An 18,792-nucleotide genomic window follows, 5' to 3' on the forward strand; every position below is an offset into this window, starting at 1 on the left:
GAACAAAAGAATCCCACTCAAAAGCCGATATGGATGCTTTTGAGTGGGATTTTATATTGGTTCGTGAATAATCAGGGGTTAGTATTGTATTCAACTACATCTATTTGTTCAAATTGGTTCAACTATAATCATTTTCAATACTTTTTCATATAGTTTTATCCATTTATTTCCGAATGAGTTATTGATATAAATGGTCTTCAATGGATTAGATATACTTAAAATTTATAAGCATATTTCTCAAAAAGTTAATATCTATAACATATTAAGTTTTATGGCCTCTTCCCGTTTTTTCGGGAAGGGGTTATTTAGATTCTTAAATTCCTTATTCGAAAGGTAGAGCGATCTAAAAGGTGTATTCACTGGATCAAAAAGATCTGGCAATCGCCATAGTGCGGTTGCCAGACCTTCCTTCAAGTATGATCTTTCTTCATCCAAGGCGTACCAAGCATAGGCAATGCCCAGCGATCAAGACCGTACCAGCCTGCGACTTTCCATGCCAGCACAAGCCAAGTGGAGAGAATGAACAACACGGGATTTATGCTCAGCGTGCCTGCAAAAAGAAAACTGACATTCATGAACGCGCCAAAGAAAGCGGCAATCCCTGTTAATAGTCCAAAGATTAAACCGAGAGCAACGAGGATTTCTCCATACGCGACTAAGAAGCCAAATACCTTGGCATTCGGCAAGACGATGTTTTCCAGGAAAGACGCATACCAGCCGGTGACATCTCCGCCTTCTGTCGACTTTTCAAGAGCCCCGCTGACGAATCCACTAACAGCGGCACCGGCATTTTCTCCAGTCCAGGCATCGCTTGTGGCTTTCCCCCAACCCGCTTTCAGCCAGGAAAACCCTACATACACCCGAATAACCAACCAAATAAGTCCAGAGCGAGAATCGTTGAATAAAAACTGTGAAATAGGGTTTTCTTGTATTACAATTGCTTTGTTTTCCTTCATAATTAATGACCTCCCCCTGAATATTTTAACCCATAGCTTAATGCCTATATGGAGAGTTCACAACCTTGTAAAGTATATAAGTGAACAGTTTGCGAATTGTATAAATATGCTTGACTTGTTACCTATATTCCAATAAGTGAAAAAGGAAACTGTGTGTATCTCTGCTCTGCTGGCATGTTTGCACTTATCATTAATCATAAGTATCCTAAGCATTGCAATCCTATTTAATGAAAGAAACTCCACATGAGACAAGATGGTTGGTTGTAGACTAGTAGATTGTATGTTATATTTATGAAAATTAAATAAATTATTTAAATGAGTGCTCACATTTGTGAGTTGAAAGGGAAACTAGTGAAAGTCTGGTACAGCCCCCGCTACTGTAAAAGCTGATGAAATTACAATACCACTGAGAAATCGGGAAGGTGTAAGAGTAAAATGAAGCTTAAGTCAGGAAACCTGCTTATTTAAACGACACTTACTTTTCGGAGGGAGAAGTATAGGCGGGACAATAACATTAATTGTTCTATGTTTCAGTATGATTTTTCACATTATACTTTCACATGCCTACATTCCTTTGAAAAGGAGTGTAGGCATTTTTTCATTTTTATTCAGTAGAAGAAAACTCCCACTTTTAGGTGGTAAGGTAAATGCAATTTTATATCCTGCTCAGCGTGTATTCAAAAGCCCGCTGAACAAAGATAATGTCTCCGGTAGATGTAACTGATGGTAAAAGGAATGAATTGATTTTTCTCAGTTCAAAGACAAGAAGGAATTTCACCGAGACATAATTGATTTGGAGGTAAACCATGAAAAAGGGAAAAATTTTCGTTGTTGGGTTCGGCCCTGGAGCAACTGAACATATTACAGGACGAGCATTAGAGGCATTGCAGGAAAGTACTTATATTATTGGCTACAAAACTTACGTAGAGTTAATTAAACATTTGGTTACAGCAAAATCCATTGTCAGTACAGGCATGACGGAAGAAGTGTCACGTGCGCAAGATGCTGTGAAGAAAGCGGAGGCAGGCGGTATTGTCTCAGTCATCTCAAGTGGAGATTCAGGTGCCTATGGTATGGCCGGATTAGTATATGAAGTGCTGATTGAACAAGGTTGGACGGAAGAAGAAGGAATTTCGGTAGAGATCGTCCCGGGTATTTCAGCAATTAACTCATGTGCGAGTTTACTGGGTGCCCCTGTCATGCATGACGCCTGTACGATCAGTTTAAGTGACCATCTGACGCCATGGACTGTTATTGAAAAGCGTATCGAGGCAGCGGGTATGGCGGATTTTGTAGTCGCTCTATATAATCCGAAAAGTGGACGCCGGACACGTCAAATTGTTGAAGCACAGAGGATTTTATTGAAATATCGCTCTCCCAATACACCGGTTGGACTAGTGAAAAGTGCGTATCGCGAAAATCAAAATATTGTCCTGACCACATTGGCGGAGATGCTGGAATATGATATCGGAATGCTGACGACCGTCGTGATCGGGAATTCCTCTACATTCTTCTATGATAATAAAATCATTACCCCGCGGGGCTATCAACGAAAATATACGCTGGGTGAAGGAAAGCAAAGTTTAAAACCGCATCAGCGTTTGAAGAAAGAAGCGGAACCGTGGGCGCTTGATCAGGAAACGGGAGAGGCTCAGTCAGGGCATGAGCAAATCGTAAGTAAAGCACCAGAGCAGGCACCCGCGCCAAAGCAGGCATATGTGCCACAGCAGGAGAAAGAGCAAGAACAAAAAGTCCAGTCATTGGATATGGCTTTAAAGGCTTTGTCTATGGTAACGAAAGAGGAAGTGGAAAATCCTTTCCTGGTACGTCAGCCGATCGAAGATATATTTGAATTTGCTGTTTCACCTGGCGTTGCCAATAAAATGATCACAGCGGAGCAAATGCGTGTATTGGCAGAAGTCGTTGGTGAAAAAGGCACATTAGAATATACTCCTGACCATCAATTTCTAGTAAAGGTTACGACAGATAATCCGGGAGCGATTGTTGAGCAGCTGGAGCAGATTCATTTGACGGTCTTGCCAGCAGGAGAAGTCTTAAAAGTGAAAGCCTGTGATTTCTGTTACGGGGAAAAGGCAGACTCTATTCCATATGCGGAAGAAATCGCAGCGAAATTTGCAGGAATGAAGCTTCCGAAGCAGCTGCATGTTGGTTTCAATGGTTGTGGAATGGCATGCTATCGTCCTGTTTTTGATGATATTGGAATCGTCTACCGGAAGAAAAAATTCGATCTGTTCATCGGCGCGAAGCCCGTTGGCCGTACGGCTCATGCTGCTCAGCCGATAGTGGAAGGAATTGAACCGGATGACTTAATCCCGCTGGTGACGAAGATTATTGAAGAATATGAACAGAATGCACATCCCAACGAGCGTTTCTTCAAATATTTCAAGCGTGTCAAAAAAGTGCTGAATTACGATTATCATGACATGAGCTGCAAAATTGAAGTAGAGCCGGCACCTTGTGGGGATTAGGAGGAAACTATGATTTTATTTTTAGCAGGCACTAGCGATGCTAGAGCTTTGGCCATTCATTTGCAGGATCTGGACTATTCTTTAATAGCTACAGTAGTCACTGAATCTGCAGCCGAGAGTCTAAAAGCAAATGATATCCCGTATCTGGTGGGCAGATTATCACTTGATGACATGATAGCGGTCATCCAGAAACATGAGATGACTTGTGTAGTCGATGCAAGTCATCCTTATGCAGAAGAGGCATCGAAAACTGCAATGGAAGCGGCGAAAGCATGCGGTATCCCATATATTCGCTATGAGCGGCCAAAGGAAGAGTTTGTATCACCGCTGATCACAGAGGTGGAGACGTATGAAGACGCTGCCAAACTAGCCCAGTCGCATAAAGGAACAATCATGTTGACAACAGGCAGCAAGACGCTGGAAGTATTTGCTGAATACTTATTACGAGACGAAATCCGGCTGATTTGCAGAATGCTGCCGAATATAGGGAATATGGAAAAATGCGATAAGTTAGGGATTAAACAAAAAGACATTATTGCCATACAAGGTCCGTTTTCTGAGTCGCTGAATAAATCTTTATGTGAGCAGTATGACGTGACATTAATGATTACCAAGGAAAGCGGCAAAGTAGGGTCTGTGGATGAAAAGATCACAGCTGCTCTGGACTTGGAAATTCCCGTTATTTTAATTAAGCGGCCAAAGCTTCGATATGTAAACTTTTGTACTTCGTTTGAAAAAGTTACTCAACTATTAGGAGGTTTTATTCTTGAAAAATCCAAACATGAACTTTAATACAAAATTCACACCGCTTACTGTAGATCCAGATAAAATTTACGATCACAGTTTCGGCATCATTAAAGAAGAGATGGGGGAGCATCCATTTACAGATGAGCAATGGATGGTTGTTCGCCGCGTAATCCATGCGTCAGCGGATTTTGAGTTGGGACGCAGTATGATTTTCACGCCTGATGCACTGGAAGCCGGAATAGAGTCGATTTTGGCAGGCCGTCATGTTGTGGTGGATGTGCAAATGATTGAGAGTGGATCGGGTCGTAAACGTTTTCAAAAGCATAACAGCGACTTACATTGTTATATCGCAGATGAGGATGTCGCAAAAGAAGCGAAAGCTCAAGGGACGACACGCGCAATTATTTCGATGCAAAAAGCAACACGTTTACATGAAGGCGGGATTTATGCTATCGGTAATGCACCGACTGCGTTGCTGGAGTTAATTCGTTTAATTAAAGATGGCGTCGCCAAACCAGACTTGATTATCGGAATGCCGGTTGGTTTTGTTTCGGCAGCAGAATCTAAAGAAGAACTAGCAATTCTTGAAGGAATTCCGTTTATTACTAATGTAGGGAGAAAGGGTGGCAGTACAGTAACCGTAGCTGCGCTGAATGCCATCTCGATTATGGCAGATGAGCGAGCCAAGCAAACGAACTAAAAAAGATCCCTCACAAATGCGTCATGGCTATACAACAGGCTCTTGCGCCACAGCTATGACAAAGGCGGCATTGCAAGGACTGGTGACGGGAACAGTGCCGGAAGAAGTCACCATTTATTTGCCGGTCGGCAAGTACGCTACCTTTAAAGTAACGTCATTCGAACTAGTGGATGGCGGAGTCATGTGTGAAACGATCAAAGATGCCGGAGATGACCCCGATGCTACACACAAAGCGCGGATTCAAAGTACCGTTTACTATTCGAATGAAGAAGGCATTCATTTGGATGGCGGGGTTGGAGTAGGCCGGGTAACAAAAGCGGGGCTGCCTGTTCCTGTTGGTCGGGCAGCCATTAACCCGGTGCCTTATAAAATGATCATGGGTGTGGCACAAGAAGGACTTGAACAGTATCAATTAACTCGCGGAATTGACGTAATTATTTCCGTGCCCGATGGAGAAGAAATTGCCAAGAAAACGTTGAATGGCCGACTTGGCATCATTGGAGGCATTTCAATCTTAGGTACTCGCGGAACTGTAGTGCCCTTCTCAAGCTCTGCATATATGGCAAGTATTGAGCAAGCGATCAGTGTAGCAAAAGAAGCGGGATGTGATCATTTAGTTATCACAACGGGCGGGCGCAGTGAGAAGTTTGCTTTAAAGCAATATCCGCACTTGCCGGAAGAGGCATTTATAGAAATGGGCGATTTTATCGGATTTACTCTTAAACACATTGCACGCAAGCAAATCCCAAAGGTCTCTATGGTAGGAATGATGGGGAAGTTTTCGAAGCTGGCACGCGGCGTCATGATGGTTCATTCAAAAAGCGCGCCGATCAGTTTTGAGTTTTTAGCGGAAATGGCAGATAGAGTAGGCGTTGACGAAGCGGTGCAACAAGAGATTTTACAAGCGAACACAGCTTCACAAGTCGGTGAGATACTTCAAGGAAATGATGCATACTTTGAAGCGCTCAGTAAAAATTGCTGCTACTATGCACTGAATCACATGAAAGCCGAAATCGAAGTGTCGACATCATTGTATGCCATGAATGGAGACTGTTTAGGAAAGGCTGAGAATATTGACAAATTGGATGAAAATGATTGGTATAGGGGATAATGGCGCGGCAGGATTGCTTCCTCAATATATAGAGTGGATCAATGAATGTGATGTTCTTGTAGGCGGGGAGCGCCATCTGCAATTCTTACCTTCATTTGAAAAAGAGAAGAAAGTAATTAAGGGTGGATTGTCTGCATTAACAGCGGAATTACAAGAGGAAACACGCAATGTCGTAATTTTAGTGTCTGGCGATCCGTTGTTTTATGGACTCGGAGGTGTGCTTGCGAAAAAGCTGCCGCTGGAGATCTATCCATACACCAGTTCAATTCAGCTGGCCTTTTCAAAGATGCAGGAAAGTTGGCAAGATGCATATATTGTCAGCCTACACGGGCGTTCTATAAAAGGTTTTGCACAGAAAATAGATGGGCGTAAAAAAATAGCTGTATTAACAGATGAAACGAACTCACCGCAAGCCATCGCAGCGTATTTAAAAAGCTTCAATATGACAGAATACGATGCCTTTGTCGCTGAAAATTTGGAAGGCGAAAATGAACGCTGCCGCTTTCTGTCGTTAGACGAAATGGAACAAACCTCATTCTCAACTTTGAATGTGGTGATTTTAAAGCAACGCATCGCGATTGAACGTGCCTCTCTTGGTATTCCGGATGATGCTTTTCTTCAGCGAAAACCAGATAAAGGGCTCATTACAAAAAGAGAAATTCGGACTCTTTGCTTGCAAGAGCTAAAGCTTAAAGAAAACAGCATTGTGTGGGACATTGGAACTTGCACGGGCTCGGTTGCGATTGAAGCAGCCAAGATCGCGCGTGAAGGGGCAGTGTATGCCATCGAGAAGAACGAAGGCGATCTTGAAAACTGCTTGGAAAATCAATTGAAACATCGGACAGACTTTGTCGCAGTGTTGGGGAAAGCCCCTGACCGTCTTGAGGAATTCCCGGACCCACATGCTATTTTTATTGGCGGTAACGGAGGGAATATGGAGCGTTTACTGCAAACCTGTATTTCTCGCTTACAGCCAAATGGCCGGCTAGTCATGAATATCGCCACGATAGAGAATCTGGCAGAAGCGATGAGCCATTTAAAAACGTTAGGCTGTGAAGTATCCATATTGCAGGCACAGCTCTCAAAGAGTAAACCAATTTTACATTTAACGCGTTTTGAACCGTTAAATCCTATCTACATAGTGACAGCACAGAAAGGACAAGAATGATGACAATAGGAAAATTATATGGATTAGGCGTTGGACCAGGGGATCCGGAATTAATTACTGTAAAGGCATTTCGTAAATTACAAGAATGCCCGGTCATTGCGTATCCGAAAAAATTAAGAGGCAGCAAATCGTATGCCCATCGTATCGTGGATGTGTATATTAACCCAGCTGAAAAAGAAATGCTCGGATTGGTGTTTCCAATGACCAAAGATGAAGAAGTATTGCGTGCTGCATGGGAAAAGTCAGCAGAAGAGATCTACGGCTATTTAGCACAAGGAAAAGATGTTGCATTTGTGACCGAAGGAGATCCGATGCTCTTCAGCACATTTATTCACTTAATGGGATTAATGAAATCGAAGCACCCAGAGGTCCCGATTGAAACGGTTGCTGGCATTTCGTCGTTCAATGGGTCTGCAAATCGTTTAGGGATTCCATTGGCCGAAGGAGACGACCATGTCGCGATGATTCCTGCTACAGAGGATATGGAGGAAATGCGCAAAGTGATTGACAGTCACGATGCGATCGTCTTTATCAAAGTATCCAAAGTTCTAGATGAGATGCTCGATTTATTGGAAGAAATGAATTTGCTGGAGAAAACACATGTGGTTACAAAAGTTACATCTGACGAAGAAGTGATTTGGAAGACGGATGAACTTCGGGGCGCAGATTTAAATTACTTGTCATGTATGGTGGTGCGCAAATGATGAAGAAAATTTGGATTATCGGTGCAGGTCCAGGAGATCCCGATTTAATTACGGTAAAGGGTTTGAAGCTATTACAACAAGCTGATGTCGTCATGTATACAGATTCACTCGTGAGCGAAACGTTAGTGGAGGAAGCGAAGGAATCGGCAGAAGTGATTCGTACGGCAGGTATGCATCTGCAGGAAATGGTAGATTGTATCGTGGAACGGGTCAATGCGGGAAAAACGGTTGTACGATTACATACAGGGGATCCAGCAATGTATGGAGCAACAATGGAACAAGTGGCGTTACTGAAGCAACATGATATTGGTTATGAAGTCGTGCCTGGTGTCAGTTCCGTTTTTGCAGCTGCAGCAGCAGTCGGTGCAGAGCTGACGGTCCCTGATTTAACACAAACACTTATTTTAACTAGAGCTGAAGGACGCACGCCTGTGCCAGAGCGCGAAAAGCTGCAGGCGCTCGCAAGTCACCACTGCACGATTGCTATGTTTTTAAGTGCAACTTTAACAAAGAAAATAGTAAAAGAATTGCAAGCGGCAGGGTGGGCAGATGATACGCCAGTGGCGGTCGTACAGCGTGCTACATGGCCGGATGAAAAAATTGTCCAGACCACATTGATTGAATTGGATGAAGCAATGCGTGTCAATGGGATCCGTAAGCATGCGATGATTTTGGCAGGCTGGGCATTGGATCCGACTATCCATGAAAAAGAGTATCGCTCCAAGCTGTATGACAAAACATTTACTCATGGTTTCCGAAAAGGCGTGAAGGCGGATGATTAATTTACGCGAAGGTGAAATTCCTGTCGTTGATAAACGTAAGCCTTATGCTCTCGTTGCCATTACGAAACACGGCGTTGCTAATGCAAGAGGCTATATGGAGAAATTCCCGTATGCCGATCTGTATTATATGAAGAAATTCGCCAGAGGAGATGAAGAAGCCCGTCAAATTCAATTATTTGACGGCACGGTACGCTTACTATTGCCTGCTTTGTTTCAACAATATAAAGGAGTCATTTGTGTCATTTCGCTCGGCGCGGTTGTTCGGATGATTGCTCCGATCATGGTGGATAAAATGACAGATCCCGCGGTACTGGTTGTGGATGATAAAGGTGAATATGTTATCAGTGTGCTGTCCGGCCATATCGGCGGGGCCAATGAATTAACATACGAATTTGCGGAAGCAATTGGCGCAACACCTGTAGTGACAACAGCTTCTGATGTGCAAAAAACAATTCCTGTAGATTTATTTGGAGCTAAATTTGGCTGGATATGGGATAACGCAGATAAACTGCTTCCGGTCAGCGCATCGGTCGTCAATGAAGAGCATGTCGCCATCGTGCAGGAAACAGGAGAGAAAAATTGGTGGATGCACGATCGTCCCATGCCGGAAAACTTGAAAATCTACCCATCGATAACAGAAGCAATTCAGGCTGAACCACATGCAACTTTGCTGATCACAGATCGTTTAATCGATTCGGATGAAGAAGTGCTGCTTGAAAATGGAGTCATCTATCGTCCTAAATCCATCGTGCTCGGCATTGGCTGCAATCGCGGGACAACACTCGAAGAAATCGAGCAAGTCATAGACGAAACCTTAGCGGAGCTGCGATTGAGTAAGAAAAGCGTGAAGGCAGTAGCGACCATTGATCTAAAGAAAGATGAGGAAGGGCTGCTTGCATTGACTGCCAAACATAATTGGCCATTTATTACGTACACACCTGAACAGCTCAATGAAATGCCGCTGCGTAACCCATCAGAAACAGTATTTAAGTATACAGGTGCGTATGGTGTGAGTGAACCGGCAGCATTACGCTATGCAGATGCGGAAGAATGGGTATTGGAGAAAAAGAAAAGTGGCAATGTGACGGTCTCCATTGCGCGCGTTAATTTTGAGGAGCGAGGTCAATGAATCGATTTGTGCTAGCGGGTACAGGAAGCGGAGTCGGAAAAACGACGTTTACGATTGGGATCATGCGTGCACTGATGAAGCGCGGTTTAACTGTACAAGGTTTTAAATGCGGTCCTGATTATATTGACCCGACGTACCATACAGCTGTCACCAAACGCCCTTCCCGTAACATTGATAGTTTCATGATGGAGCGTAATGTCATTCGTGCCATTGTTGCAAGAGCCAGTCAAGATACAGACGTAGCGATCATTGAAGGTGTGATGGGTTTTTACGATGGTAAATCCCCTTTATCAAATGAAGGATCGGCTGCCGATATTAGTGAGATTACAAAAAGTCCTGTCATTTTAATTGTCAATGCAGCCAGCATGGCGAGAAGCGTGGCAGCGATCGTCAAGGGCTTTCAACTATTGGACGAAAACTCCACTATTGTTGGCGTCATAGCAAATCAGCTGGGAAGTAAAAACCATTTTGAAATTGTCAAAACAGCCATTGAAAATGAATGTGGAATTCCAGTGATCGGCTATTTATTGAAAGATGCTATACCTTCAATGCCAAGCCGTCATTTAGGTTTAGTGCCAGCCATTGAACGCGGTGATTTGGATTCCTATTTTGATAGTCTGGCAACAGCTATTGAAGAAACTGTAGATATTGATCAACTGATGGAAATCACTAAAGCAGAACCAATAGAAGTATCTTCATCGATTTTTGACAGGAAACCTGAACAAGAAGAGGTTCATATCGCAGTAGCCAAGGATGCAGCCTTTAACTTTTATTATGAAGAGAATTTGGAATTATTGCGTGCTCATGGCGCAACGTTACATTTCTTCTCACCATTGCAAAATGAAGAAGTTCCCGCTGAAGCGCAGGGACTGTATATCGGCGGCGGCTTCCCGGAAGAATTCGCAGAGCAATTAGCGGCAAATGAGAAAACGAAGGATTCTATTAGAAACGCGATCAGCCGAGGGCTTCCGACAGTGGCCGAATGTGGCGGTTATATGTACTTAACAGAAGAAATAATAGATCGTCAGGCGCAATCATTTCCAATGCTTGGAGTGATTCCAGGACGTGTGCGTATGCAAGATAAGCGGGCGGCTCTTGGATATAGGGAAATTACAGGCGTTGCGGGCAATTTCTTGATCGACGAAGAGACGCAGGCAAAAGGGCATGAATTTCATTATTCAAAATATGAGGGAGAGCACACTACTCCTGCTTATTTTAGTAAAGGTCGTTTTCGCGCACAGCAAGAAGGATATTTACATCAAAATCTTGTAGCGGGCTTTACACAATTTCACTTTGCTTCAAACCCGCGGCTTGTGGAAAATTGGTTGAGAGCATGTTTGGAGGCAGAACAATGAATTACTTCCCACTTATGGTGAATATTGAATATAAAAAGGTGGTTATTGTTGGAGGCGGGCATGTGGCGCGCCAAAAGGTAGAGGCGTTACTTCCAACTGCAGCGTCTGTCACAGTAGTTAGCCCATCTGTGACGGAGACATTACAGAATTATATCAATGAAGGACTTGTATCATGGAAAAATAAAGTGTTTGAATCAGCCGACCTGGATGATGCAATATTGGTTTTTGCGGTGACAAATGACGAAGAGGTAAACAATGCAGTAGAAGAAGCCACACAGCATTGGCAATTACTCAGTCGTGCGGATGCAAAAGGACGTGTGGATTTCATCAATCCAGCCGTCGTTCGCCGTGGAGAATTTGTTTTAACTGTATCAACATCTGGAGCAAGTCCAGGTTTAACACGTAAAGTAAAGACGGATTTGTCGGAGCAATTTGGAGACTATTATGCGTCATATGTGACTTTTTTGAAAGAAGCCCGTCAGCAAATCTTGCAAGTGTGTAACGGAGAAACGAAAAAACAAGTACTGGCTGAGCTTCTGGACCCAAAACTATTGCAGTGGATGGAGCAAGGTGAACCTGAGAAGTGTGAAGAGTGGCTGCAACAACGGATAGGAGAACTGCAGTGAGTGGATTTGTATATATTGTAGGTGCTGGTCCTGGTGACCCGAAGTTATTGACGATTAGAGGATTAGAGTGTATTCAGCAAGCAGACGTGATTTTATATGACCGTCTAGTAAATGTTGAATTATTAACACATGCAAAAGCGCATGCAGAACTGGTCTACTGCGGTAAAGAGCCGGGGAAGCATGGAATGATTCAAGACGAAATTCATCGTGTGTTAGTGGAACAGGCAAGTCTTGGCAAGCAGGTGCTTCGTTTAAAAGGCGGCGACCCGTTTGTCTTCGGACGCGGTGCTGAAGAAGCGGCTGTTTTACGGCAAGCAGGCATCCCATTTGAAATCGTTCCCGGTATTTCGGCAGGTATTGCTGCTCCGGCTTATGCAGGGATCCCGGTCACACATCGCGACCATGCTGCAAGCTTTGCAATCGTTCCAGGTCATGGCCGTGCAGAAAAAGGAAAAGACTTTTTAAATTGGGCAGCATTAGCCCAAATTGATACCGTGTCATTTTATATGAGCGTCGGCAATATTGAACATATTACGAAAAGCTTAATTCAAAATGGAAAAAGTGAAACAACGCCTGTTGCGGTTATTGAATGGGGCACAACTGAAAACCAACGTACGATCACAGGCACTCTCGCAACGATTGCAATGGAAATTAAACAGCATCATATCTCGAATCCATCCATGATTATAGTGGGGGATGTGGTGAGTGTACGAGAGCAAATTTCCTGGTTTGAAGAAAAGGAGTGTAAAAAATGTTAGAAGCCTTAAAAAATCGTCGCGCGATTCGCCAATTTGAAACGCGTGAAGTGGAACGAGAAAAAATTGAGTCGTTATTGGAAGCAGCAACGTATGCACCCAATGACCGCATGCGCGAGCCGTGGCATTTTTATGTATTGCAAGGCGACAGCCTGAAACGTTATGAACAGGTAGCACTTGACTATTTAGAGAAACGCTTCCCGACAAAGCCACATTTAGTAGAAAGCTCAATGGAAGCAATCACGAAAACGCCGCTTGTTATTGTAGTGACATCAGCGATTGTAGATGGTGACGAAGGTGCGACAAAAGATAATACCTTTGCGGTCAGCAGCGCAATCATGTCGATGTGGCTGATGACAGAACAGCTCGATTTAGGCATGGTATGGCGTACGCGAGGGGTTGGTTTAGTTCATGAAACAGCCTTACATACATTTATTGGCGCATCAGATAAAGAGCAATTAGTTGGCACGCTGTGTATCGGGTACCCGGCAGAAGAAAAGGCTTCTATGAAAAAACGTACATCGTTTACTGAAAAAACAACTTGGCTATAAGGGGGAATTGCATATGGCACGACAAGGAATGTTGTTAGTGTATACGGGGGAAGGCAAAGGAAAAACAACTGCCTCACTTGGTGTGACTTTGCGTGCAATCGGTCGCGGCATGAAGGTGAAATATTTTCAATTTATTAAATCACCTGAACGTACATATGGTGAGCAAATTGCGTTGCGGAAACTTGGAGTTGAAACCGTGCAATTAGGTATCGGTTTCACTTGGACGAAAACACCCGAAGAACATCGGGAAGCACTTGCAAAGGCTTGGCAAACTGTAAAAGAAGAATTGCAAGATGAAACGACAGATGTATTAGTTTTGGATGAGTTGAATAATGCATTAGCCATCACACGTTTTCCTGTCGATGATGTATTACCTTTAGCAGAAGTGCTGGAGGCAATTGAGAACCGTCCAAAAACGATGCACTTAGTCATCACAGGACGCTCTGCCCATCCGTCCCTCCTCTCTTTAGCCGATTTAGTATCCACAATTGAAGCAACAAAACATTATTATACAGAGCAAGATGTCCAGGCGATGAAGGGGCTTGAATTTTAATGAAAGCCATCATGATTCAAGGGACCGCATCTGATGTAGGAAAAAGTGTCTTATGCACAGCGCTCTGTCGAATCTTAGCGAACGACGGATACAGTATTGCACCATTTAAATCGCAAAATATGGCACTCAATTCCTACATCACGAAAGAGGGCGGAGAAATCGGTCGAGCGCAAGGCGTTCAAGCAGAAGCTGCAAAAATAGATGCTACGACTGACATGAATCCCATTTTACTGAAACCAACAGGGAATATGGTTTCAGAAGTGATTTTACACGGCAAACCATTTGCTGACATGGATGCGGTGTCGTACCGCGAAAACTTCGTTGAGCAAGTAATGCCCGAAGTGCGAAAGTCGCTGCGACGTTTAGAAGCGCAATATGATGTGCTCGTACTGGAAGGGGCAGGAAGCCCGGCTGAAATTAATTTAAAAAGCCGGGATATCGCCAATATGCGCATGGCTCATGAAACAGATGCAGCCGTTATTTTAGTTGCAGATATTGAACGTGGAGGAGTTTTTGCATCACTTGTCGGCACCTTAATGCTACTGGATGATGAAGAGCGTGCGCGTGTCAAAGGGATCATTATTAATAAATTTCGAGGCATGAAGGAATTGCTCGTTAGCGGTATCGATTGGCTCGAGGAGTATACGGGCATTCAAGTACTTGGCGTCATTCCTTATTTTGATGTGCAAATTGAAGCAGAGGATTCCATGGCTCTATCAAGCCTGCGTTTAAAGAAACCTCAACATCAGGAGTTTGATATTGACGTGGCGGTCATTCGTTTTCCTTTGATTTCTAATTTTACAGATCTTGACCCTTTATTTGAAGAGCCTGACGTAGGTGTGCGATTTGTTTCTTCCTTAAAAGATTTGAAGCAGCCGGATGTCATTATTCTGCCTGGAACGAAGAATACGATTAACGATTATATATGGTTGCAAGAAACAGGTTTGGCGCATGAAATTGCACAGCTATCACGAAAAGGAAAAAAGATTGTCGGAATTTGCGGCGGTTATCAAATGCTGGGTGAAACGATTATAGACAAACAGGCAGTTGGAGACAATGGCGCGAAGTATACCATGATTGGCTTGTTGCCGATAGAAACGGTCTTCATTGATGAACAGCAAACCGTACAAGTCGAAGGGATAAATTATGCAGGTCAAGAAATGAAGGGCTTTGAGATTCGTCTGGGGCACAGTACACCGACTCAACCTGTTCAATGCTTTATCCAACTACACGACGGCAGACAAGACGGTGTCTATACAGAGCAAACAATTGGTACATATGTACATGGAGTTTTTCAGAATCGAATATTTACACGTGGTTATTTCAATAAGATTCGTGTAGAAAAAGGCCTGGAAGAGGTTTCAGATGAGATACTCTCAGATTATGAACGACGTGAGCAAGCATATGAAATGCTGGATCATCATGTCCGCAAACATCTGAATATGGAAAAGATTTATGAATTGATAGATGGACCCATGCAGCAATACGATTACAGAAAGCATTAAGGAGAAGATTCAATGATAAAGGGATCCCCTTTACAAATCGACTTCGAAAAGTTCTGGAAAGAAGGCATGTTGGACTGGCATGGCGAAATGCCGGAACGCATGGTTGATGATGAGCTGGAAGAAGCTTTTTGGGCGCAGTCAATGAAGAAGAAAACATATAAACAAACAGATGATTATGCAAAAAAAATCTATAAAAAAATGAAGCAGCATATTCCTAAAGACGCAAGTTGCATTGAAATCGGTCCAGGGTGGGGCAACTATACATTTCAAATAAGTGAAGATGTAAATCGTTTAACACTTGTTGATGGTTCCGAAAGCGTGCTTGCTTATTTGAAACAATATTATGAGCACGATGCAGCTGTTCAGTTTGTTTATAGTAAATGGGAAGAAGCGCAAATTGAGCCGCATGATGTCGTTGTCGGGGTGAACTGTTTTTATCGCATGTATGAAATGAAAGCAGCATTGAAAAAGATGGATGAACTTGCACAAAAACGTGCGATCATTGGCTTAACAACAGGTCCAATCCAGCCGCACTATGTAATCTTAGATGAGCAGTTCGGTTATGAAATTAAATACCCGCGTCGTGATTACATCGCCATTCTCAATATACTGTATCAGTTAAACATTTATGCGGATTGTGAAATGATCAAGCTAGAACGTATATATCGTTACGATACACTAGAGCAACTATATGAAGCTCAAAGTAAAAAAATCTTATCACTACAGTTTGAAATCGATCATGTAAAAGCTTCACTTGAACCTTTTATTACACTAGAGGAAGGCCAATATGTATACCGTCATCCGTTCTACGCTGCAATAATTAGTTGGGAGCCTTCGAATTCACATGACTAGGTTACGTTTCACATTATTAGTAGGGGTGTTACTGGCCGCGTTGATTGTTTCAATGACATTTGCGGTGATGGTAGGCTCTGTCGGGATAACGCCGAGCGTTATTTGGGAAGTACTCTTTTCAAAAATCGGTCTATCAGTAGAGGCTACGGCTTCAAAAGCACAAAGCGTTATTATATGGGAAATCCGTTTGCCTAGGGTCATACTCGCAGCAATTGTAGGTGCAGGTTTGGCGATTAGTGGTGCAGCGATTCAAGCATTAGTAAGGAATCCCATTGCAGATCCCTATATTTTAGGGGTATCTTCCGGGGCATCAGTTGGCGCAACAATGGTCATATTACTTGGTGCGTTTAGTTTCTTAGGAAGCTATGCTTTATCCTTTGCAGCCTTTTTAGGGGCCATTTTCGCTGTCGTGATTGTGTTCCTATTAGCGCGGGTCAATGGACGGACATCTGTTATTCGTCTGCTTTTGGCAGGAATCGCGATATCTATGGTGTTTTCGGCGATGACAAATTTCATGCTTATGACATCAAAACAGCAAGGCGGTATTCAAGCTGTTATGCATTGGATGCTTGGCAGTTTAGCCGGTGCGAAGTGGTCAACTATCGGAATACCTTTTTTTATATTCCTTCTGGTTTTAATATTGCTTTTATTGAATTATCGTCAGCTTAATGCGCTGCTACTTGGCGAAGAACTGGCTACTACACTTGGTATCAACTTAGATCGTTTTCGAATTTTTATTATTCTGGTTGTCTCGTTACTAACGGGTGTTGTGGTTGCAAGCAGCGGAAGCATTGGTTTTGTCGGGTTAATTATCCCGCATCTTGTGCGAATGATCGTAGGTTCAAACTACAAGCTGCTGCTACCAATTAGTGCATTAATGGGTGCGGTTTTTTTAATCTGGGCGGATATGATCGCACGTATTGCAATAGCACCTGAAGAAATGCCGATCGGGATCATCACTGCTGTTTGCGGAGGTCCCTTCTTTATTTGGATGCTTAGACGCCGTCGATACTCATTTGGGGATGGTGAATAAAGATGATACAAGTAAAAGATATTTCATTCTCAGTGCCGGAAAAGCAGATATTGCATGATATTTCATTCTCATTGGATCGAGGCAAGTTTATTGGAATAATTGGCCCGAATGGCAGCGGGAAATCGACGATGTTAAAAATTATCTATCGCTATTTGAAACAAACAAGCGGAGTCGTGACGTTATATGAGAAAGACATGGACTATATGACGCAAAAAAAGATCGCTCAGGAAATGGCCGTGGTGAGTCAAGAAACTCCTGTACTCTTTGACTTTACCGTAAAAGATTTAGTGATGATGGGACGGACACCGTATAAACAATGGCTGGCGAAAGACAACAAAGAAGATTTTGCAATCGCCGAAGAGAGCATGAAGCTTGCCAACGTACTGTTTTTAAAAGATCGGACACTCGGTCAATTATCCGGCGGTGAAAAGAAGCGGGTTATGCTCGCCCGTGCACTCGCACAGCAGGCCAATATCCTGATTTTAGATGAACCAACCAATCATTTGGATATCGAGCACCAGCTCCAGCTGATGGATTTAGTGAAGGAACTGCCGATTACGATTATAGCAGCGCTGCATGATTTGAATTTAGCGGCCAGCTATTGTGATGAATTGCTTGTGATGAAAGAGGGAGCTCTTCATAAGAAAGGAACTCCTGAGCAGGTCCTGACGATGGAGATCATAGAGCAAGTATTTCATGTACAAGCTGGTATTTCAAAGAATCCGTTTACACAAAAATTACATTTATTTTTTTATACAGAAAACATAGGGAGAAGTGGGGACACATGAAAAAAAGGGTAATCTGGGCATTCATGTTTTTAACGGCAGTGCTTTTATTAGCGGCATGCTCAGGTAAAGATGCGGACAAAGAAGAAAAAGACGATTCGAAAAATGGGAAAACAGAGCAGGCTGAAAAAGTTGTCATCGATAATGACGGGTTTGTAATTGAATACGATGCAGCACCCAAACGTGCGATTTCATTAAATCAGCACGTAACGGAAATCATGCTAGCGCTTGGTTTGGAAGATTCAATGGTCGGTACCGCTTACTTAGATGATAAAATTTACGAACCGTTACAGGAAGCATATGAGAAAGTGCCGGTATTAGCTGAACAATACCCATCGAAAGAGCAAGTGATCGAAGCAGAAGCAGACTTTCTATATGGCGGCTGGTCAAGCGCTTTTAATGAAAAAGGAATTGCGACGCGAGAAGAATTAAAAGAGTTAGACATTGATAGCTATTTACAAATGTCATCTACTAACGTTGGACCTACATTAGAAGATATCTATGCAGATATTCGTAATATCGCAAAGATTTTCAGAGTAGAAGAACGCGGTGAAGAACTAATTAGCCAAATGAATCAAGAGATTGAAGAGATCACCGCTAAATTACCAGAAGTGAAAGAGCCCGTGGATGTTTTAGTATTCGATAGTGGAGAAACAGACGTGTTTACAGCAACACAGAACTTTATGAATACACTTGTGACGATGGCGGGCGGGAACAACATTTTTGGTGATGTGGAAGGAAACTGGGCTACCGTCTCAAAAGAAGATGCAGTTGACCGTCAGCCGGAAATGATCGTTGTAATTGATTACGGTTCAACTACAGTAGAGCAGAAAATTGATTTCCTTAAGTCAGACCCAGCACTTAGTCAAACGCCTGCTGTACAAAATGAGAGATTTGTTACTTTGCCATTGTCGGCAGCTTCTGAAGGTGTTCGTGTAGCAGAAGCAGTCGAAATTTTAGCAAAAGGTTTCTATCCGGAAGCCTATTAACT

At 43.1% G+C, this 18,792-nt stretch carries 19 protein-coding genes and 1 riboswitch; of the genes, 18 read left to right on the plus strand and 1 reads right to left on the minus strand.

Features of this window, described 5'->3' with window-relative positions:
- Positions 1-410 precede the first annotated feature (410 nt).
- A complete protein-coding gene (locus tag GDZ68_RS14630; RefSeq protein ID WP_153723057.1) occupies positions 411-956 on the minus strand; it encodes a DoxX family protein in 546 nt (181 codons plus the stop codon).
- A gap of 300 nt (positions 957-1,256) precedes the next feature.
- Positions 1,257-1,434, plus strand: a riboswitch (cobalamin riboswitch).
- 328 nt (positions 1,435-1,762) lie between these two features.
- Between GDZ68_RS14630 and cobJ the strand changes: the two genes are divergently transcribed.
- The 18 genes from cobJ to GDZ68_RS14720 are packed head-to-tail and all read left to right on the plus strand — an operon-like array spanning position 1,763 to position 18,790.
- Positions 1,763-3,445, plus strand: a complete 1,683-nt coding sequence (gene cobJ, locus GDZ68_RS14635; protein ID WP_153723058.1) for a precorrin-3B C(17)-methyltransferase — start codon at positions 1,763-1,765, stop codon at positions 3,443-3,445.
- 9 nt (positions 3,446-3,454) lie between these two features.
- Positions 3,455-4,237 (plus strand): precorrin-6A reductase, encoded by a 783-nt coding sequence (gene cobK / locus GDZ68_RS14640; RefSeq protein WP_153723059.1) that lies wholly within the window; start codon positions 3,455-3,457, stop codon positions 4,235-4,237.
- A complete protein-coding gene (locus GDZ68_RS14645) occupies positions 4,227-4,892 on the plus strand; it encodes a precorrin-8X methylmutase (RefSeq protein ID WP_153723111.1) in 666 nt (221 codons plus the stop codon). Before cobK ends, GDZ68_RS14645 begins: the two co-directional genes overlap by 11 nt.
- Positions 4,893-4,908: 16 nt before the next feature.
- Positions 4,909-6,003 carry a cobalt-precorrin-5B (C(1))-methyltransferase gene (locus GDZ68_RS14650; protein ID WP_408020123.1) on the plus strand — a complete coding sequence of 365 codons (1,095 nt, stop codon included), beginning with the start codon at positions 4,909-4,911 and terminating at the stop codon, positions 6,001-6,003.
- Positions 5,978-7,171, plus strand: coding sequence for a precorrin-6y C5,15-methyltransferase (decarboxylating) subunit CbiE (gene cbiE, locus GDZ68_RS14655; RefSeq protein ID WP_153723110.1), 1,194 nt, complete (start codon positions 5,978-5,980; stop codon positions 7,169-7,171). Before GDZ68_RS14650 ends, cbiE begins: the two co-directional genes overlap by 26 nt.
- Positions 7,171-7,875, plus strand: a complete 705-nt coding sequence (cobI, locus tag GDZ68_RS14660) for a precorrin-2 C(20)-methyltransferase (RefSeq protein WP_153723112.1) — start codon at positions 7,171-7,173, stop codon at positions 7,873-7,875. The genes cbiE and cobI overlap by 1 nt, the downstream gene beginning before the upstream one ends.
- Positions 7,875-8,657: a precorrin-4 C(11)-methyltransferase gene (gene cobM, locus GDZ68_RS14665; RefSeq protein ID WP_153723113.1), complete on the plus strand. Its 783-nt coding sequence runs from the start codon at positions 7,875-7,877 to the stop codon at positions 8,655-8,657. Before cobI ends, cobM begins: the two co-directional genes overlap by 1 nt.
- Complete coding sequence (locus tag GDZ68_RS14670; protein ID WP_153723060.1) at positions 8,650-9,786, plus strand: cobalt-precorrin 5A hydrolase; 1,137 nt, start codon at positions 8,650-8,652, stop codon at positions 9,784-9,786. The genes cobM and GDZ68_RS14670 overlap by 8 nt, the downstream gene beginning before the upstream one ends.
- A complete protein-coding gene (locus GDZ68_RS14675) occupies positions 9,783-11,141 on the plus strand; it encodes a cobyrinate a,c-diamide synthase (RefSeq protein ID WP_153723061.1) in 1,359 nt (452 codons plus the stop codon). The genes GDZ68_RS14670 and GDZ68_RS14675 overlap by 4 nt, the downstream gene beginning before the upstream one ends.
- Positions 11,138-11,767: a precorrin-2 dehydrogenase/sirohydrochlorin ferrochelatase family protein gene (locus GDZ68_RS14680; RefSeq protein ID WP_153723062.1), complete on the plus strand. Its 630-nt coding sequence runs from the start codon at positions 11,138-11,140 to the stop codon at positions 11,765-11,767. The genes GDZ68_RS14675 and GDZ68_RS14680 overlap by 4 nt, the downstream gene beginning before the upstream one ends.
- The gene (gene cobA / locus GDZ68_RS14685) at positions 11,764-12,525 is read left to right on the plus strand and encodes a uroporphyrinogen-III C-methyltransferase (RefSeq protein ID WP_153723063.1); all 762 of its coding nucleotides are present in this window, start codon (positions 11,764-11,766) and stop codon (positions 12,523-12,525) included. Before GDZ68_RS14680 ends, cobA begins: the two co-directional genes overlap by 4 nt.
- Positions 12,519-13,073, plus strand: coding sequence for a nitroreductase family protein (locus GDZ68_RS14690; RefSeq protein WP_153723064.1), 555 nt, complete (start codon positions 12,519-12,521; stop codon positions 13,071-13,073). The genes cobA and GDZ68_RS14690 overlap by 7 nt, the downstream gene beginning before the upstream one ends.
- Before the next feature lie 13 nt (positions 13,074-13,086).
- Positions 13,087-13,626, plus strand: a complete 540-nt coding sequence (locus GDZ68_RS14695; RefSeq protein WP_153723065.1) for a cob(I)yrinic acid a,c-diamide adenosyltransferase — start codon at positions 13,087-13,089, stop codon at positions 13,624-13,626.
- A complete protein-coding gene (locus tag GDZ68_RS14700) occupies positions 13,626-15,131 on the plus strand; it encodes a cobyric acid synthase (RefSeq protein ID WP_153723066.1) in 1,506 nt (501 codons plus the stop codon). Before GDZ68_RS14695 ends, GDZ68_RS14700 begins: the two co-directional genes overlap by 1 nt.
- A gap of 12 nt (positions 15,132-15,143) precedes the next feature.
- Positions 15,144-15,983: a methyltransferase domain-containing protein gene (locus GDZ68_RS14705; RefSeq protein ID WP_153723067.1), complete on the plus strand. Its 840-nt coding sequence runs from the start codon at positions 15,144-15,146 to the stop codon at positions 15,981-15,983.
- Complete coding sequence (locus GDZ68_RS14710) at positions 15,976-17,016, plus strand: FecCD family ABC transporter permease (protein WP_153723068.1); 1,041 nt, start codon at positions 15,976-15,978, stop codon at positions 17,014-17,016. The genes GDZ68_RS14705 and GDZ68_RS14710 overlap by 8 nt, the downstream gene beginning before the upstream one ends.
- 2 nt (positions 17,017-17,018) lie before the next feature.
- On the plus strand, positions 17,019-17,804 hold the full coding sequence (locus GDZ68_RS14715; protein ID WP_153723069.1) for an ABC transporter ATP-binding protein: 786 nt from the start codon (positions 17,019-17,021) through the stop codon (positions 17,802-17,804).
- A complete protein-coding gene (locus tag GDZ68_RS14720) occupies positions 17,801-18,790 on the plus strand; it encodes an ABC transporter substrate-binding protein (protein WP_153723070.1) in 990 nt (329 codons plus the stop codon). The genes GDZ68_RS14715 and GDZ68_RS14720 overlap by 4 nt, the downstream gene beginning before the upstream one ends.
- Positions 18,791-18,792 lie beyond the last annotated feature (2 nt).

The sequence above is a fragment of the Sporosarcina cascadiensis genome (assembly GCF_009650995.1).
Classification (GTDB): Bacteria; Bacillota; Bacilli; order Bacillales_A; family Planococcaceae; genus Sporosarcina; species Sporosarcina cascadiensis.

Coding starts and splice junctions, on each gene's coding strand:
- GDZ68_RS14630 (WP_153723057.1), bottom strand. CDS start 956: ATGAAGGAAAACAAAGCAATTGTAATACAAGAAAACCCTATTTCACAG.
- GDZ68_RS14720 (WP_153723070.1), top strand. CDS start 17,801: ATGAAAAAAAGGGTAATCTGGGCATTCATGTTTTTAACGGCAGTGCTT.
- GDZ68_RS14695 (WP_153723065.1), top strand. CDS start 13,087: ATGGCACGACAAGGAATGTTGTTAGTGTATACGGGGGAAGGCAAAGGA.
- GDZ68_RS14690 (WP_153723064.1), top strand. CDS start 12,519: ATGTTAGAAGCCTTAAAAAATCGTCGCGCGATTCGCCAATTTGAAACG.
- cobI (WP_153723112.1), top strand. CDS start 7,171: ATGACAATAGGAAAATTATATGGATTAGGCGTTGGACCAGGGGATCCG.
- cbiE (WP_153723110.1), top strand. CDS start 5,978: ATGAAAATGATTGGTATAGGGGATAATGGCGCGGCAGGATTGCTTCCT.
- GDZ68_RS14650 (WP_408020123.1), top strand. CDS start 4,909: ATGCGTCATGGCTATACAACAGGCTCTTGCGCCACAGCTATGACAAAG.
- GDZ68_RS14670 (WP_153723060.1), top strand. CDS start 8,650: ATGATTAATTTACGCGAAGGTGAAATTCCTGTCGTTGATAAACGTAAG.
- GDZ68_RS14710 (WP_153723068.1), top strand. CDS start 15,976: ATGACTAGGTTACGTTTCACATTATTAGTAGGGGTGTTACTGGCCGCG.
- GDZ68_RS14700 (WP_153723066.1), top strand. CDS start 13,626: ATGAAAGCCATCATGATTCAAGGGACCGCATCTGATGTAGGAAAAAGT.
- GDZ68_RS14705 (WP_153723067.1), top strand. CDS start 15,144: ATGATAAAGGGATCCCCTTTACAAATCGACTTCGAAAAGTTCTGGAAA.
- cobJ (WP_153723058.1), top strand. CDS start 1,763: ATGAAAAAGGGAAAAATTTTCGTTGTTGGGTTCGGCCCTGGAGCAACT.
- cobK (WP_153723059.1), top strand. CDS start 3,455: ATGATTTTATTTTTAGCAGGCACTAGCGATGCTAGAGCTTTGGCCATT.
- GDZ68_RS14675 (WP_153723061.1), top strand. CDS start 9,783: ATGAATCGATTTGTGCTAGCGGGTACAGGAAGCGGAGTCGGAAAAACG.
- GDZ68_RS14645 (WP_153723111.1), top strand. CDS start 4,227: ATGAACTTTAATACAAAATTCACACCGCTTACTGTAGATCCAGATAAA.
- GDZ68_RS14715 (WP_153723069.1), top strand. CDS start 17,019: ATGATACAAGTAAAAGATATTTCATTCTCAGTGCCGGAAAAGCAGATA.
- cobM (WP_153723113.1), top strand. CDS start 7,875: ATGAAGAAAATTTGGATTATCGGTGCAGGTCCAGGAGATCCCGATTTA.
- GDZ68_RS14680 (WP_153723062.1), top strand. CDS start 11,138: ATGAATTACTTCCCACTTATGGTGAATATTGAATATAAAAAGGTGGTT.